Origin of the sequence: Phenylobacterium sp., assembly GCF_016124325.1 — a bacterium.
GTDB lineage: Bacteria > Pseudomonadota > Alphaproteobacteria > Caulobacterales > Caulobacteraceae > Phenylobacterium.
In genome coordinates this window covers 230,258-245,574 of sequence record NZ_WGNY01000006.1, presented here as the reverse complement: position 1 = coordinate 245,574, position 15,317 = coordinate 230,258, and the positions used below count along the sequence as shown (strand labels likewise).

Below are 15,317 nucleotides of genomic sequence, written 5' to 3'. Positions count from 1 at the left end.
CTTCACGCCGGACATAGAGGCCCAAGACGGCGATGTGTTCGAAGGCCCGGGCTGGACGCTCGAAACGCTCGCCACGCCCGGCCACACCACCAACCATCTGGCGTTTGCGCTGCGCGAGGAAAACGCGCTTTTCTCGGGCGATCACATCATGGGCTGGTCGACCACCGTCATCGGCCCGCCCGACGGCCACATGAGCACCTATTTCGACAGCCTGCGCAAAGTGATCGAGCGCGACTTCACCACGCTGTGGCCAACGCATGGCCCCCCCATCCGCGAAGTGAGGCCCTTCCTCGATGCGTTCTACGCGCACCGCTTGGCGCGCGAGGCGCAAGTGGTCGCGCAGCTCGCCAGCGGCAAGCGGCGGATCAAGGACATGGTCGCGGAAATGTACGCCGACGTGGACAAGCGCCTGCATCCAGCCGCCTGCCATTCCGTGCTCGCGCACATGATCAGGCTGGTCGAGCTAGGCCAAGCCGGCTGCGAGGGGCCGGCGTGCGTCGATAGCGAATACTGGCTGGTGGGCGCTTAAGGCTTCGCGCGCAAACTGGACGCGCTGGGACCGCCGGCGCCCCTGCCGGCATAGTTCGCGCCAGCGTTTGCAAGTTGGAGCGCGCGCCTCCTGGCGCGCATGCGGGCTGGAAGCCCGCACTCCCTGCTTGCCGGCACAAGCGCCCATGCCGGCGAGGGCGCCGGCGGTCCGAGCCGCGGATTTAAGCGCTCAGCAGATCGAAGCGGCCGGCGAGCCAGCCGATCGCGGTCGCCAGCGTCACCAGCGCGCCAACGCCCACAACGCCGCCAAACGTCCGCCACAGAAGCGAATGCGTGTTCATGTCGCTAATGTAGGGACGCAGCGTGTAGGAATTGGATACACGCGCGTACAAATCGCAGTGAACGGGGGTTTACCAAGTTACTCCGCCGCCTGCGCGCTTGGCAGCTTGTAGTCCTTGAACGTCTCGCGCAGGGCCAGCTTGTTGATCTTGCCGGTAGCGCCGAGGGGGATTTTTTCGACGAAGGCGACGTCGTCGGGCATCCACCATTTGGCGATCTTGCCTTCGAGATACGTCAGCAATTGCTCGCGCGTGGGGGCAGCGCCCGGCTTCGGTTCGATGATCAGCAGCGGGCGCTCGTCCCACTTGGGATGCGCAATGCCGATCACCGCCGCACACGCGACGCCATCGGCGCCGACGGCGATGTTCTCGATGTCGATGGAGCTGATCCACTCGCCGCCCGACTTGATCACGTCCTTCGCCCGGTCGGTGATCTGCATGTAGCCTTCGGGGTCGATGGTGGAGACGTCGCCCGTGTCGAAGAAGCCCTCGTCGTCGAGCACTTCGCCGCCTTCGGCCCGGAAGTAGCCGCTGGCGATGGTCGGGCCCTTGATCAGCAGCCGGCCGAAGGTCTTGCCGTCGTGCGGCAGGCGCTCGCCCGCGTCGTTCACCAGCTTGAGGTCGAGGTTGCAGAGCAGCCGACCCTGCTTGAGCTTGTAGGGGAGTTGGGCCTCGAAGCCGAGGTCGGCGATCTCCGGCGAAGGGACCGACACCGTGGCTAGCGGCGAGGTCTCCGTCATGCCCCAGCCGTGGATGACGTCCACGCCGTAGTCGTCATGCAGCGTGCGGAAGATCGATTCGGGACAGGCCGAACCGCCGACGGTGACGCGCTGGAGCGTCGTCAGCTTGCCGCCGGTCTCCTTCAGGTGGGTCAACAGCATCTGCCAGATGGTGGGCACGCCGGCCGAATAGGTGACGCCCTCGGTCTCGATCAGTTCGTGCAGGGACGCGCCGTCCAGCTTCTGGCCCGGCAGCACCAGCTTCGCGCCGACCATCGGGGCCGAGTACATCACCCCCCAGGCGTTGGCGTGGTACATCGGCACGATCAGCATCACCGTGTCGCGCGCCGACAGGTTCAGCGCGTCGGGCTGCAGCGTCATCATGGCGTGCAGGTAGTTCGAGCGGTGGCCGTAGAGCACGCCCTTGGGATTGCCGGTGGTGCCCGAGGTGTAGCAGAGGCCGGCGGCGTCGTTCTCGTCGAAGCCGCCCCAGGGCGTGTCGGTCGGCCGCCCGGCGATCCAGGCTTCGTAGGCCTGGGCGGGGAAGGGCGTCTCGGGCGCCTCTTCGCTCAGGAACACCACCTGGCGGATGCCGGGGCACTGCGGCAGGATCTCGGCCAGCAGCGGGGCGCAGGCCGGGTCGGCCAGCAGCACCTCGTCGCCGGCGTGGTTGGCGATGTAGACGATCTGCTCGGGAAACAGCCGCGGGTTCAGGGTGTGCAGGATCGCGCCGATGCCGATGGTCCCGTACCAGGCCTCCAGATGCCGGTCGCTGTTCCAGCCCATGGTCGCCACCCGGTCGCCCGGCTTCACGCCGGCCTCGAGCAGGGCGTGGGACACCTGCTTGGCGCGGCGGTGCAGGTCGGCGTAGGTGCTGCGGGTGATCGGCCCCTCGACCGAGCGGGTCACCACCTCGCGTTCGCCGTGCCAGCGCGCGGCGTGATCGAAGATCTTGTCGAGGGTCAGCGACCAGTCCTGCATCAAGGCCCGCATGGGCTTCAGTCCTCCGGTTCAAGTTCGGTCTGGATCGGCCATAATGATTAGATTACGAAGTATCTGTCGAGGGCGCGACGACGGCGCTCCGACCGGATTTCAAGGGAGGGAATCGAGTTGGTGATCGACGACGGCGACCTGCTGCAGGGCCTGGACCGGCAGTTTCTCGGGTTCATTTCGCCCACCTCGCCGCGCATCCAGGCGGGCGGCCATCCGTGCCAGGGCATCTACACCACGCCCAAGGGCCAGCGGCCGAAGACCGCCTTCATCGCCACCCACTACAACGTCGACTTCTCCGAGCACTATATCGCGCCCTACATCGCCTCGCGCGGCTACGGCTTCCTGGGCTGGAACACGCGCTTTCGCGGCGCCGAGGACCAGTTCCTGCTCGAACATGCGGTGATCGACATCGGCGTCGGCATGCGCTGGCTGCGCGAACAGGCGGGCGTCGAAACGATCGTCATCCTCGGCAACTCCGGCGGCGGCTCGCTGATGGGCGCCTACCAGGCCGAGGCGATCGAGCCGACCCTGGGCGACCTGCTGACCGGGCCGGGGATCGAGGCGCTGAACACCCTGCCCAAGGCCGACCTCTATGTCTCGCTGAACGCCCACCAGGGTCGGCCCGAGGTGCTGACCGACTGGATGGACGCCTCGGTGGTCGACGAGTTCGATCCCGTCGCGACGGATGAGAGCCTCAACCCTTTCAACCCCGACAACGGCCCGCCGTACTCGGAGGAGTTCATCACCCGCTACCGGGCCGCTCAGCGCGCCCGGAACCAGCGGATCACCGACTACGCCAAGGCCGAGCTGGCGCGCCTCAACGCCGCCGGTGTGCCCGACCGGCTGATGCCGCTGTTCCGCTGCTGGGGCGACCTGCGGATGATGGACGGCGCCATCGACCCGTCCGAGCGCAAGACCCCCTGGTGCTACCGCGGCCACCCGGCGACGGCGAACAAGAGCCCCTCGATCGGCCGCGCCAACAACCTGAAGACCTGGCTTTCCATGTGGAGCCTGGAGACCTCGCGCTGCCAGGGCGGCCCGCAGCTGGCCAAGATCACCCAGCCGGCGCTGGTGGTTCAGGGCCTGGCCGACACCGGGGTGTTCCCCAGCGACGCGCGCAAGATCCACACCAGCCTCGGGTCGTCCGACAAGACGCTGGCGCTGATCAAGGGCGCGCACTACTTCGAGGACAGCCGCGAGGAACGCGACACCATGGCCGATCTGGTCTGCGACTGGGTGGCGACGAAGCGGTAGGGCCCGGCCGCCGGCGCGTCAGTCGTGCCGGCCCACCTCGGTCGGATCGAACGTCATCGGCTCGCCCCAGTCCTCGTGGAGGAGATGGGCCGTCTTGAGCACGGCGGCCCTGCCAACCCGGCGGCCCAGTTCGTCGCCCATCAGCAGCATGGCCCGCTGGGCGTCGCGGCGCATGCGCTCGCCCAGTTCCGTGACCACGACCGTCTTGACCCGGCCGTTGGAGGGATCGTCAGCCAGCGCCACCATGCCCAGTTCGGCCATCTGGTTCAGGGTGGCGTGGATGGCCTGACGGCTGACGCCGAGGCGCCGCGCGATCTCCGAGGGGCGGCGAACGCCCAGCGCGATATTGGCCATCACCATCGACTGCGGCCGGGTGATCGAGGGCCAGCCCCGCGCCTGCAGGTAGTTCTGGAGGCCCTCGTCGAACCAGTAGAAGCCCTGCAGGAGCGACAGCACCAGGTGCCGTATATCCTCTTCCGCCGTCACCAGCCCGACGCCTCCGCAACCCAACGCGCGTGAGTGCGGCGCGAACCTCGGAATGTCAAAGCGTTTGACGGGGCGCGGCGCTATTCGGCCGCCGCGGCGGGCTGCGCATTGCGCGTCGTGAACGCGCGCCAGTCGGCGTCCTTCGGCACGACGCCTTCGAAAGAGGCGAGGTCCACCTGGCGGACGTCGCCCGTCGTTCCGATCGCGGGCTCGCCGGCCTGGACCGCCTTGGCCGCGGCGACCATCTGCCGGCGGAACTGGATGATGGCCGCGTCGCTGGACCCCAGGTGGTCGGCGCTGCGGTCGGCGATCGGCCCCATGCTCTCCCACATGGCCATGTCCTGGGCTGGGATGCCGAGGATGCCGGTGAAGTCGCCGGCCTTCATCTTCTCGCGGTCCTGCTGGAAGTTGTTCGCGAGGTTGCGGAGCTTGCGGTAGTCGGCGTCGAGGTCCGCGCCCACCTCGGCCGCGCAGAAGCGGCGCCACGCGTCCTGGCCGATGCCCTTCGTGGGGTGCCAGGCCATCCAGTAAAACATGCAGTTCTCGTCATCGATGGGCACCAGCATCTGGGCGAGGTTGTACTGGTCGTTCGGCGGGATCAGCACCGTGAACGGGGCCACGAAGACGGTGGTGCGGATGTAGGCGTGGCTTTCCGGGTTGCGGATCGGCCGGCGGATGGCGGCGTAGTGGAAGCCGTAGTCGGTGGCCTGCACCTCCAGGCGCGGGGCCTTGTCGTTCGACGGGCGCAGCCAGGCGGTGTCGGTGGCCGTCGAGCCCTCGACCTCGGCGGTCGGCATGTTGGTGGAGTGCAGGCTGGAGGAGTGGGCGCTGTCGATGGCGCCTTCCAGCACCTGGGCCCAGTTGCAGGCCGCATGGATCTTCACGATCGAGATTTTCGTCGTGGGCGCCGGCGCCCAGGCGGGGGCCTCGAACGGCCGCACGGCGTCGGCCGCGCCCAGCCACGCCCAGATGAATCCCGCCGCCTCGTGCGTGGGATAGGCCTTATGGCGCAGGTTCATCATCCGGCTTTCGGGCGGTTCGGACGCCATCTCCTGGATCTCGCCATCCACCCCGAATTTCCACCCGTGGTAGAGACAGCGAAGGCCGCAGTCCTCGTTGCGGCCGAAGGCGAGGGAGGCCCCGCGGTGCGGACAGCGTTCGTCCATCACGCCCACCCGGCCCTTGGTGTCTCGGAAGACCACCAGATCGACACCCAGCAGCCGCGCGCGCAGCGGCGTCCCGTCCGGCTCGGCCACTTCCTCGCTCATGCAGACGGGCAGCCAGTGCTGGCGCATCAGCTGGCCCATCGCGGCCTCGCCCTCGACGCGGCAGAGGAGTTCGTTGTCGGCGGGTCTCATGCGTGGTTGTCCGATCAGACTTAGATAGCTAAGTATTTTATGGGCCGGCGGGGCGGCTGTCCAGAAGGGGCGCGGGGAGGGCGCGCGACATGGCCGACCGGGTGCTCCGCTTCGGCGTCATCGGACTGAGCCGCGGCTTCGATCTGACGCGGCCGACGCTGGCCGCCGATTCGCGGGTCCGGCTGACCGCGGCCGCCGACCTGCGACCCGAGGCGCGGGCCGCCTTCGCCGCCGAATTCGGCGCGCCGGCCTATGCGAGCGCCGAAGAGCTCTGCGCCGACCCGCAGGTCGACGTCGTCTATATCGCTACGCCGCACCAGACCCATGCCGAGCTGGCCGCCCTGGCCGCCAGCCATGGCCGCCACATTCTGGTGGAGAAGCCGATGGCGCTGGACCTCGCCGCCTGCCGCGCCATGACCGAGGCGGCGCGGGCCGCGGGCGTCGCGCTCGTGGTCGGGCCCAGCCATGGCTTCGATCCGCCGGTCGCGGCGGCCGCCGAGCTGGTCGGCTCGGCCGCGTTCGGCGCGGCGCGGATGGTGACCGCCGTCACCTTCACCGACTTCCTCTATCGACCGCGCCGCCCGGAGGAGCTGGACAGTGCGCGCGGCGGCGGCGTGGTGTTCAGCCAGGCTGTCCACCAGGTCGACGTCGTGCGCCGGCTGGTCGGCCGCCCGGTCCGCAGCCTGCGGGCCGCCACGGGCGCCTGGGACGCCGCACGCCCGACCGAAGGCGCCTACCAGGCGTTCCTCGCCTTCGAGGGCGGGGCGAGCGCGACGCTCACCTACTCGGGATACGGCCGCTACGACACCGACGCCCTGATGGGCTGGATCGGCGAGACCGGCGGGGCCCGCGATCCCGACGCCTACGCCATGGCGCGGCGGCGTCTCGACGGCGCCGACGAACAGGCTCTGAAGGCCGCGCGGGCCTATGGCGCCGGCGCTCCGGCCCCGTCGGCGCCGGCCGGCCACGAACACTTCGGCTTCGTCCTGGTCGCGTGCGAACGCGGCGACCTGCGCCTGACGGCAGGCGGCGTCGAAGCCTATGGGCCGATGGCCCGCTGGACCGTCGACCTGCCGCCCCCCGAAGCCACGCGGACCACCGTTATCGACGAGGTCTGGGACGCGGTGGTCGGAGGCAAGCCGCCGCTGCACGACGGGCCCTGGGGGACCGAGAACCTCGCCGTCTGCCTCGCCATCCTGCGCTCGGCCGCCGAAGGCCGCGAGATCGACATCGCCGAACTGGAGACCCGCCCATGAGCAAGTTGCGCCTGACGCTGGCGTGTTGGGACTATGACCGCACCCGCGCCCTGGCCGACGGCCGCGTCCAGCCGGAGGGAATCGACCTCAACTTCCTGCCCCTGCACGTGGAGGAGACGTTCTTCCGTATGCTGCGCAACCGCGAGTTCGACGTCGCCGAGATGTCGATGTCATCCTACTGCGTGTCGCTGACCCGCGACGATCCGGCGTTCGTCGCGATCCCGGTGTTCCCGTCGCGCTTCTTCCGTCACTCCTGCATCTTCGTCTCGGCGAAGAGCGGCATCCGTGAGCCCAAGGACCTGATCGGCAAGCGGTTCGGCGTGCCGGAATACCAGATGACGGCGCCGGTCTGGATCCGCGGCATCCTGTCGGACGAATACGGCGTCGCGCCCACCTCGGTGAAGTATTTCACCGGCGGCGAGGAGGAGCCCGGCCGCGACGAGAAGCTGAAGCTGAACCTGCCGCCCGAATTCAGCGTGACCCCGATCGGCCCCGACCAGACGCTGGCGCAGATGCTGGCCGACGGGGAGATCGACGCCCTGCACACCGCGCGGACGCCCTCGACCTTCTACTCGCGGCCCGACGACGTGAAGCGGCTGTTTCCCAACTTCGTCGACGTCGAGAAGGACTACTTCCGGCGCACGGGCATCTTCCCGATCATGCACGTGGTGGCGATCCGCCGGACGGTCTACGAGGCCAACCGCTGGATCGCCCAGTCGTTGTTCAAGGCGTTCTGCGAGGCTCAGCAGCTCACCTACGACAATCTCGCGGTGACGTCGGCCATGACCACCATGCTGCCGTGGCAGGTGGCGGCGGTGGAGGAGGCGCGGGCGGAACTGGGCGACGACTGGTGGCCCTACGGCTTCGCGCGCAACAGGCCGGTGCTCGACACCTTCCTGCGCTACCACCATGAACAGGGCCTCTCGCCGCGCCGGCTTGAGCCGGAGACGCTGTTCGCGCCGGAGACCTTCGAGGCGTTCAAGATCTGATGGCCGAGATTCACGACACCATGGCCGACCTGCCCGCCGACCGCAGCCTGGGCTTCCAGGTGCGCCGCTGCCACCGCGCCTTCGACCGGGCGCTCAACGCCTATCTGTCCCGCGAGGGGCTGGCGAGCGGGTTCTGGTACTTCCTCCGCGCGCTCTGGCAGGAGAACGGCGCCACGCAGAAGCGGCTGGCGCAGCTCAACAACGTCACCGAGCCAACGGCGGTGACCATGCTGCGGGCCATGGACCGCCTGGGCCTGATCGAGCGGGTCCGCAACGCCGAGGACCGGCGCAAGATGAACGTCTTCCTCACGCCGCGCGGCGAGGCGCTGAAGGGCGAGCTGATGCCCTATGCGCACCGGATCAACGCGGTTGCGGCCGAAGGCGTCTCGCAGCGCGACCTCGAGACCTGCCTCAGGGTGCTGAAGAAGATGTCCGAGAACCTCGCCGCCGAGACGGCCAGGCTGGCGGACGAGCCGCTCAGGTGATGGCGTAGATGAAGTGCCTGACCCCGCCGGTCACGCGTTCGCCGCAGCCCACGGCCAGCGTCGAGTTCAGCCACGCGTAGCGTGGATCGGAGGTCTCGAAGAGCGGGGCGATGTGCAGCTTGTAGCGCGACGGGTCCACATGCGGCTGGGCCGGGTCGCGGAACGCCTCGCCCACGTCGGGCGGGATCCGGCTGCGGCCGGTGTAGGTGACGTAGATGATCGCCCCGTCGTCGGTGCGCCAGACGCTGCGGGCGTCGAAGGTGCCGATGGCCGCGCCGTCCGGGGCCACCGCGGATTCCGGCCAGTTGCCGCCGCCCGGCAGGATGTCGCCCTTCAGCCTTGGCCCCTCGAAGCGGCCGCCGGTGATGTAGCCGACGCGGCGGTTGTTCCAGGGGGAGGGGCCCAGGCCCAGGATGTCGCCCACCTCGAACGCCGCGCAGCACAGCGGCTCGCTCTTCAGCCGGCGGTCGCCGAAATCGAACTCGGACACGCGCTTCCCCCTAAAGGACCTCGAAAACCTCGTACTCGACCGAGTGGCCGAGCGCCTTGCCCGTGGCGACCGCCACGATGTCGTTGAGCCACGCGTAGCGCGCGTCGCCGGTCTCGAAGACCGGCGCGGTGCGGAAATAGAGCTGGCTCGCCTCGGCCTCGTCGGCCGGTCCGCCCTTGGCGCCGTGTGCGCGGGCGACGGCGTAGGGGCGCAGCACGCCATGATAGGAGATGTAGATTCGCGCCCCGTCGTGGGTCTCCAGGGCGACGCGCGCGTCGAGGCGCAGCGTCCCTCCGGCGTCGATCGTCGCCCAGTCGCCGCCACCCGGCAGCACCTGGCCGCGGAGCCGCTCGCCCTCGAACTCGCCGCCGGTGACCTGGGCGATCATGCGCCGCCCGAAATGGCCGACGCCGATGTCCTGTTGCGGCGAAGCCAGGGCGGCGCGATAGCGGCAGAGATGGCGGGTTTCGAGCTGGGGCATGCCATTACTTAGCATACGAATGAATTCGGGCTACGGGTTTCCGCGACGCTGCGAGCGGCCGCCAGGTCGAGCCCGGGCGGGCGAGGCGGCTCTAGGAGGCGCGGCAGGCGATTGACAAGGCGGCCCGCCGCTATAGTGTGAACCGGAATCACGATTCACCTTCTTGATCGTCGCACTGGCAAGTATCGATCGGCGTGCGCCGGCCAGGCGATGAAGAAGGGCCAGGGTTCCTCCCACTGAGGGGCCGCTCCGGTCGCCCGGTGGCGGCCTCTCGATTTTTCGGGGGCGGACCCACGTTGGCGGGCTTGCGGAGGGTGGCGGGGTGAGCGGCGCGGGCAGGGCGGACGTCTATCTGTATGGGGCCCCGGCCTCGCTCTACACCGCGAAGGTCCGCGCCTTTCTGCGGGCGCGGGGCGTGCCTTTCGAGGAGCGGTTCCCGTCGCATCCCGACTACCGGGCCCGGGTGCGTCCGGCCGTGGAGTCGCACCGCATTCCGGCCGTGGAGTTTCCCGACGGCCTGATCCTGCAGGACTCGGCGGTGATCCTCGACGAACTGGAGCGCCGCTATCCCGACCCCAGCGCCGCCGCCATGGGTCCGCGGCAGATTCTGCTGACCCGCCTCATGGAGGTCGTTGGCGACCGCGGCCTCGCCAAGCCGGCCATGCACTTCCGATGGAACTTCCTGCCCGTGAACGAGGGATTCGTGGTGGGCGAATTCGGCCGCTCGCTGGGCTTTCCGGCGCCGGCCGAGGAGATCGAGCGCCTGGGACAGCGCATCGCCTCCAAGATGGCCTCATATCTACCGATGCTGGGGATCACCGAACGCACGATTCCGGTGATCGAGCGGGCCTACGGCGAGAGCTTGAGCCTGCTGAACACCCATTTCTCGGCGCATCCCTATCTGCTCGGCGGGGCTCCGAGCCGGGGCGACTACGCCCTGATGGGACCGCTGTACGGCCACCTCGGACGAGACCCCTATCCGCTCCAGCTGATGCAGCGCACCGCGCCGCTGGTGTTCCGCTGGACCGAGCGGATCAACGGGGGCGAACGCGCGACGCCCGAATTCTCCAACCGTCCACGCGAGCTGTTGGCCGACGACGCGGCGCCTCCGACCCTGGTCGCCTGGCTGCGCCATCTCTTCGCGGGTTTCAGCGACGATCTGGTGTTGAGCGCCGAGCGCATGAACGCGTGGTTCGACGCCAACCCCGACGCTCCGCCCGGCAGCTGGGTGTCGGCGGAGGGGGCCGACCAGCCGGCGCTCGGCGAGATCGTCGTGAACTACCATGGCGTGGCCACGCCCCAGCAGGCGCTCGGGCACACGCTGTGGCTGTTGCAGCGTCCGCTCGACTGGGTGGAGGGGCTATCGGGCGCGGCGCGTGTCGTGGCGGAGGACCTGATGCGCGAGATCGGCGCGGGGGCGCTGCTGAACATCCGGCTGCGGCGGCGCCTCACCCGGATGCGCGGCCGCCTGGCGGTCGCCTAGAGCCCGTCAGGGTGAAGTGGATACCGGTTCACCCGCCCGGACGGGCTCTACACTCTTGAAGATCGAGCCTTCTTGTCCGGATCAGGTGATCCCACCTGATCCGGGAAGGCTCTAGGTCCCGCGGCTGCGCCGACCATTTGCGGTGGGAGTGGCCGTATGGCATTCCAGCGACGAAGGCCGAGGCGCACCGAAGCGTCGCTGCGCGACCAACGCCGTCCGTGGAACGTTTCTTGGCTGTTGAACCCCTGGACCTGAACAAGATCGACGGCGTCATTCCCGCCAACCAGGCGCGCAGCCGGGCCGCCCAGGCCCGTCTGATGGCGGCGGGGGAGCAGGTCTTCGCCCGGGTCGGCTACGACGCCGCCCGGGTCAGCGACATCGCCGAGCAGGCGCAATGCTCGATCGGGAGCTTCTATCGCCGGTTTCGGGACAAGGAAGCGCTGTTCCACGCCCTGCACACCCAGTTCGCGCTGCGGGGGGTGGAGAACATCGGAGTCTTCTTCGACAAGCCCGAGTGGCGCACGGCGCCGGTGACGAAGGTCCTCAGCACCCTGATGCTGAACACGGCGCGCCAGATCGAACGCAACCCGGGCTTCTTCAGGGCGCTGTTCCAGCGCAGCCTGGAAGGGAAGGGCGAGACCTACTTCCCGGCCCTGGCGGCGGCCGACGTCGAGGGCGGGCGCCGGCTTGCGGCGTTCCTTCGGGCCCGCGGCGCGGCGCACGCGGACGACCTCGAGGCCACTTGCACCTTCGCCCTGCAATCGGTCGAGGCGATCCTGCTCCATCGCCTCCTGCACGTCGGCTACCGCGGTCCGATCACCGATCCTGGCCTCATCGAACAGCTCACCAAGCTGCTGACCAGCTATCTGGATCTGCCGCCGCAGCAGGGCTGAGCCCGCACGCCCGCAGCCTCGGACGCCGTCAGCGGCCAGCGAAGACCGGGGCGCGCTTCTCCACGAAGGCGAGCGAGGCGGCCTTGTGGTCCTCGGTCATCATCGTGCGCACCATGTGGGCCGCTTCCAGATCCAGAACCTCGGGCAGGGTCGCGTGCTCGGCTGCGTTCAGATTGCGCTTCATGTAGCCGATCGCGATGGTCGGAAGGCCAGCGAGATAGGCGGCGTACTTCGCCGCGACGGCGGCCAGTTCGTCGGCGGGAACGGCCTTGTTGACGATGCCGAGCGCCGCGGCTTCCTCGCCCGTGATGACGTCGGCGGTGAAGTAGAGCTCCCGCGCCTTGGCCGCGCCGACCAGATGGCTGAGGAAGTACGAGCCGCCGTAGTCGCCAGCGACACCAACCTTGGAGAAGGCGGTGGTGAGCTTGGCCGTGCTGGCGCTGACGCGCAGATCGCAGGCGAGCGCCAGCGAGAGGCCCGCGCCGGCGGCGGCGCCGGGGATCACCGCCAGCGTCGGCTTCGGCATCTCGTGCAGCCAGCGAACCGCTTCCATCCCGGCGCGCAGGCTCGCCACGCGCTGCTCCATGCTCGGTCCGGCCGAGGCTTTGCCGTCGGCGCCGCGCCCCGTGTCGGCCGCGAAGCCCTTCACGTCGCCTCCGGCGCAGAAGGCGCCGCCGGCGCCGGTCAGCACCACGGCGCGCACGGCGGGATTGGCGGCCAGCCGCGGCAGCGCCTCGGACAGGGCGGCGATCATCTGAGCGGTGAGCGCGTTGCGCGCCTCCGGCCGGTTCATCGTCAGGGTGGCGACGCCGTCGGCGATCGACTCGAGAAGGTGATCGGTCATGGCGATCTCGCTTTCTTAACCGGAATTATTATTCGCATTATTGCCTGTGGCGATCGTCGTCAATGGCCGTTTGGCGATTTGCGGCCAGCCGGGGCGGGCCACGGACCCGGAGCCGCCAGCGGACGCTGCCTCAGCGGCGCGGGCGGTGGCTTGGGCGCAGGGAGGCTGGGGCCGGGCGTGACCGCCAGAGCACAGCGCGGGCGGCCCGTCGCCGGCCGCGTTCTCGCGCATTGACACCAGCCCAGCTTGCGCGGAGACTGAACCGGAATTCACGTTCATCTATTGAGCGATAAAAGCACACAAGGGGGAGTGAGATGTCCTGTCGGAACCTGGGCCCGATTCTGCTTGCCAGCACGGCCATCGCATTGACGTTCGGCGGCGTGGCGCAAGCCGCGGACGCTGAGACCGCGACCGTCGAGGTGGAGACCCTCGTCGTCACCGCCAACAAGCGGGCGGAGAACATCCAGGATGTTCCCATGTCCGTCTCCGCGGTCAGCGGCGACTATCTCGAGAAGGTGGGGATCAGCAACGCCACCGATCTTTCGAAGTTCATCCCTTCGGTGGCGATCACCCAGTCGAACAACAACCGCAACTCGACCGTCTACATCCGCGGGATCGGCACGTCGGGCACCAATCCCGGCATCGAATCCAGCGTCGGCATCTTCATCGACGGCGTCTACATCCTGGCCGCGGGCCCCATTCAGGCGAACCTGCAGGACATCGCTGCGGTGGAAGTGCTGCGCGGGCCGCAGGGCACGCTGTACGGCCGCAACACGCCGGTGGGCGCGATCAACATCAACACGCGCGAGCCGAGCCAGACGCCCGAGGCGATGTTCAATGTGAAGATCGGCGACTACCAGGACCATCAACTCGCCGGCTACATCGGCGGCGGCCTGACCGACACGCTTGCGGGCCGGCTTTCGTTCTACGCGACCGACCGTAATGGCTACGAGGACAACCTCTTCACCGGAGGCGACGTCAACGGGCAAAGCCAATACGGCTTCCGGGGCCGGCTCAAGTGGACGCCCGCCGCCGGCGTGAAGGGCAACTTCATCGCCTACTATTCGCGCCTGCACGCCGACTGCTGCACGCCGGAAACCCTTGCCCCGACCTCGCCAACCGGCATCGCCACGCCGGGCTTCCTGGCGGCCTCGGCCGCAACCGGCCATCCGTTCCGCAACTACGACGACACCGACCATGTCGTGGACGACAACTATCCCGGCCTGAACGTCACCAAGATCTACGGGACCTCGGCCAGCTTCGACGTGGAGCTCCCGGCTGGCCACACGCTCACCTCGATCACGGCCTTCAACGGCTACAAGGACAACATCAAGCAACTGGCCGCCGATGGTCTTCCGCAGGACACGGCGTCGGGTCAGCAGACCTTGAGGACCGAGGGGTATTCGGAAGAGCTGCGCATCGCCTCGCCCGCCGAGCAGAGGCTGAGCTACCTTGTCGGGGTCTACCTGTTCTCGGAAGGGCTGACCTACACTTCGAGGCTGCAGATGGGCGCTGACGCCAATCGCATCCTGCCGCCCAATCGGGCCTTCCTGCCGACCGACGTCAGTACGTTCTACTACACCCAGGACACCCGCAGCTGGGCCGCCTTCGGTCAGGCGACCTTCCACGTGACCGACACCCTGAGGTTCACGGGCGGCCTGCGCTATTCCTACGACAAGAAGCGCGCCTACCTGGACGCCGACGTCAATCCGACCGCCTCGTCGGCGTTCCGTGCGGTTCAGCCGGTCAACCACCTGGGCACGCTGCGCCGCCACGAGGACAAGGTGACCTGGTCGGCCGCCGCGCAATATGACCTCACGCCGGACGTGATGATCTACGCCCTGGCGGCGACGGGCTACAAGACGGGGGGCTACAATGCCCGTTCGTCCGCCGTCGGCGTGCCGGTGGAGTTCAACGCGGAGAACTCGAAGACCTACGAAGCGGGCATCAAGTCGGAGCTTCTGGATCGCAAACTGGTCCTGAACCTCGACGTCTATACGATGAAGCTGACGTCGTTCCAGGACTCCATCCTGAACCCGCTCACCGGCACCGGATTCATCGTCGCGAACGCCGGCGATCGGCGGGTGCGGGGCGTGGAAGGCGACGCCCAGTTCCGCCCGATCCAGCCGCTGACCATTCGGGGCACGATGTCCTACATGGACGCCGAGTTCACCGACTATCCCGACGGCCAGTGCTACGGCGGCAAGCCCTCCAACGGGACCAAGCCGGGCACCTGCAACTACAACGGCCTCACGCCGTCCCAGAGCCCGAAGTGGAGCTGGAGCCTGGCGGCGCAATGGGACGCGCCCCTGGGCGACACTGGGATGAACTGGTTCGCCAACGGCGACATCAGCCACACCGGCGCGAAGGCGCTCGAACCCACGCTCGATCCCCGGGGTTTCCAGGAAGCCGTGACGATCCTGGGCGCGCGCGTCGGCGTGACCTCGGGCAGCGGATCCTGGCGGCTGTCGCTCTACGCCAAGAACCTGACCGACAAATCCTACTTCGTGCAGAAGACCTCCCAGCCGCTGGGCGCCTTCGTCTCGTCGGGCGGCACGGCCGGGGCGAACGGCTTCGTCGGCTGGTACGCGCCGCCGCGCACCGTCGGCGCGGAACTGAACCTCAGGTTCTAGGCCTTCGATGGATCGGGAGGCCGCCGTCCGGCGGCCTCCCACCCTGTCTCCGCGATCGCAGGCCACGTCGCAGGGCCGGCGGTCCAGCCATTGCGGGCGTCCGCTTCTCCAGCCGCGCCGCCGAGG

At 68.7% G+C, this 15,317-nt stretch carries 14 protein-coding genes; 8 read left to right on the top strand and 6 right to left on the bottom strand.

Translation table 11 applies throughout. The features are described 5' to 3' along the window. Positions 1–529 (top strand): MBL fold metallo-hydrolase (locus GC203_RS03115; protein WP_293451226.1); only part of this gene is annotated, 529 nt, incomplete at its 5' end. Positions 530–907: 378 nt separating this feature from the next. Here the strand turns inward: GC203_RS03115 and GC203_RS03110 are convergent. Beyond that, entirely contained in the window at positions 908–2,539 is a 1,632-nt protein-coding gene (locus tag GC203_RS03110; RefSeq protein ID WP_293451224.1) for a long-chain-fatty-acid--CoA ligase, read from the bottom strand. 120 nt (positions 2,540–2,659) lie between these two features. On the opposite strand from GC203_RS03110, the gene GC203_RS03105 reads away from it, so the two are divergent. Continuing rightward, a complete protein-coding gene (locus GC203_RS03105) occupies positions 2,660–3,793 on the top strand; it encodes a hypothetical protein (protein ID WP_293451222.1) in 1,134 nt (377 codons plus the stop codon). Positions 3,794–3,811: 18 nt separating this feature from the next. Here GC203_RS03105 and GC203_RS03100 read toward each other — a convergent pair whose 3' ends face one another. Together GC203_RS03100 and GC203_RS03095 are read right to left on the bottom strand one after the other, a co-directional pair. After that, on the bottom strand, positions 3,812–4,279 hold the full coding sequence (locus tag GC203_RS03100) for a MarR family winged helix-turn-helix transcriptional regulator (protein ID WP_293451220.1): 468 nt from the start codon (positions 4,277–4,279) through the stop codon (positions 3,812–3,814). Between the two features lie 80 nt (positions 4,280–4,359). Beyond that, positions 4,360–5,637, bottom strand: a complete 1,278-nt coding sequence (locus tag GC203_RS03095) for a Rieske 2Fe-2S domain-containing protein (RefSeq protein WP_293451218.1) — start codon at positions 5,635–5,637, stop codon at positions 4,360–4,362. Between the two features lie 89 nt (positions 5,638–5,726). Between GC203_RS03095 and GC203_RS03090 the strand changes: the two genes are divergently transcribed. From GC203_RS03090 to GC203_RS03080, 3 genes are read left to right on the top strand one after another with little or no spacing between them, the layout of a single operon-like run. Next, the gene (locus GC203_RS03090) at positions 5,727–6,893 is read left to right on the top strand and encodes a Gfo/Idh/MocA family oxidoreductase (protein ID WP_293451216.1); all 1,167 of its coding nucleotides are present in this window, start codon (positions 5,727–5,729) and stop codon (positions 6,891–6,893) included. Then, entirely contained in the window at positions 6,890–7,882 is a 993-nt protein-coding gene (locus tag GC203_RS03085; protein WP_293451214.1) for an ABC transporter substrate-binding protein, read from the top strand. The genes GC203_RS03090 and GC203_RS03085 overlap by 4 nt, the downstream gene beginning before the upstream one ends. Continuing rightward, a complete protein-coding gene (locus tag GC203_RS03080) occupies positions 7,882–8,367 on the top strand; it encodes a MarR family transcriptional regulator (RefSeq protein ID WP_293451212.1) in 486 nt (161 codons plus the stop codon). Before GC203_RS03085 ends, GC203_RS03080 begins: the two co-directional genes overlap by 1 nt. Here GC203_RS03080 and GC203_RS03075 read toward each other — a convergent pair. Both GC203_RS03075 and GC203_RS03070 read right to left on the bottom strand, forming a co-directional pair. Then, positions 8,360–8,857 carry a DUF3237 domain-containing protein gene (locus tag GC203_RS03075; protein ID WP_293451210.1) on the bottom strand — a complete coding sequence of 166 codons (498 nt, stop codon included), beginning with the start codon at positions 8,855–8,857 and terminating at the stop codon, positions 8,360–8,362. The two genes, GC203_RS03080 and GC203_RS03075, sit on opposite strands and share 8 nt — an antisense overlap. 10 nt (positions 8,858–8,867) lie before the next feature. After that, positions 8,868–9,338, bottom strand: coding sequence for a DUF3237 domain-containing protein (locus GC203_RS03070; RefSeq protein ID WP_293451208.1), 471 nt, complete (start codon positions 9,336–9,338; stop codon positions 8,868–8,870). Positions 9,339–9,660: 322 nt separating this feature from the next. Here GC203_RS03070 and GC203_RS03065 point away from each other — a divergent pair, with 322 nt between their 5' ends. Continuing rightward, a complete protein-coding gene (locus tag GC203_RS03065) occupies positions 9,661–10,821 on the top strand; it encodes a glutathione S-transferase family protein (RefSeq protein ID WP_293451206.1) in 1,161 nt (386 codons plus the stop codon). Positions 10,822–11,051: 230 nt separating this feature from the next. Further along, complete coding sequence (locus GC203_RS03060) at positions 11,052–11,714, top strand: TetR/AcrR family transcriptional regulator (RefSeq protein ID WP_293451204.1); 663 nt, start codon at positions 11,052–11,054, stop codon at positions 11,712–11,714. A gap of 28 nt (positions 11,715–11,742) precedes the next feature. Here GC203_RS03060 and GC203_RS03055 read toward each other — a convergent pair whose 3' ends face one another. Next, positions 11,743–12,558 (bottom strand): enoyl-CoA hydratase-related protein, encoded by an 816-nt coding sequence (locus tag GC203_RS03055; protein WP_293451203.1) that lies wholly within the window; start codon positions 12,556–12,558, stop codon positions 11,743–11,745. A gap of 314 nt (positions 12,559–12,872) precedes the next feature. Between GC203_RS03055 and GC203_RS03050 the strand changes: the two genes are divergently transcribed. Next, complete coding sequence (locus GC203_RS03050) at positions 12,873–15,191, top strand: TonB-dependent receptor (RefSeq protein WP_293451201.1); 2,319 nt, start codon at positions 12,873–12,875, stop codon at positions 15,189–15,191. Positions 15,192–15,317: the final 126 nt, after the last annotated feature.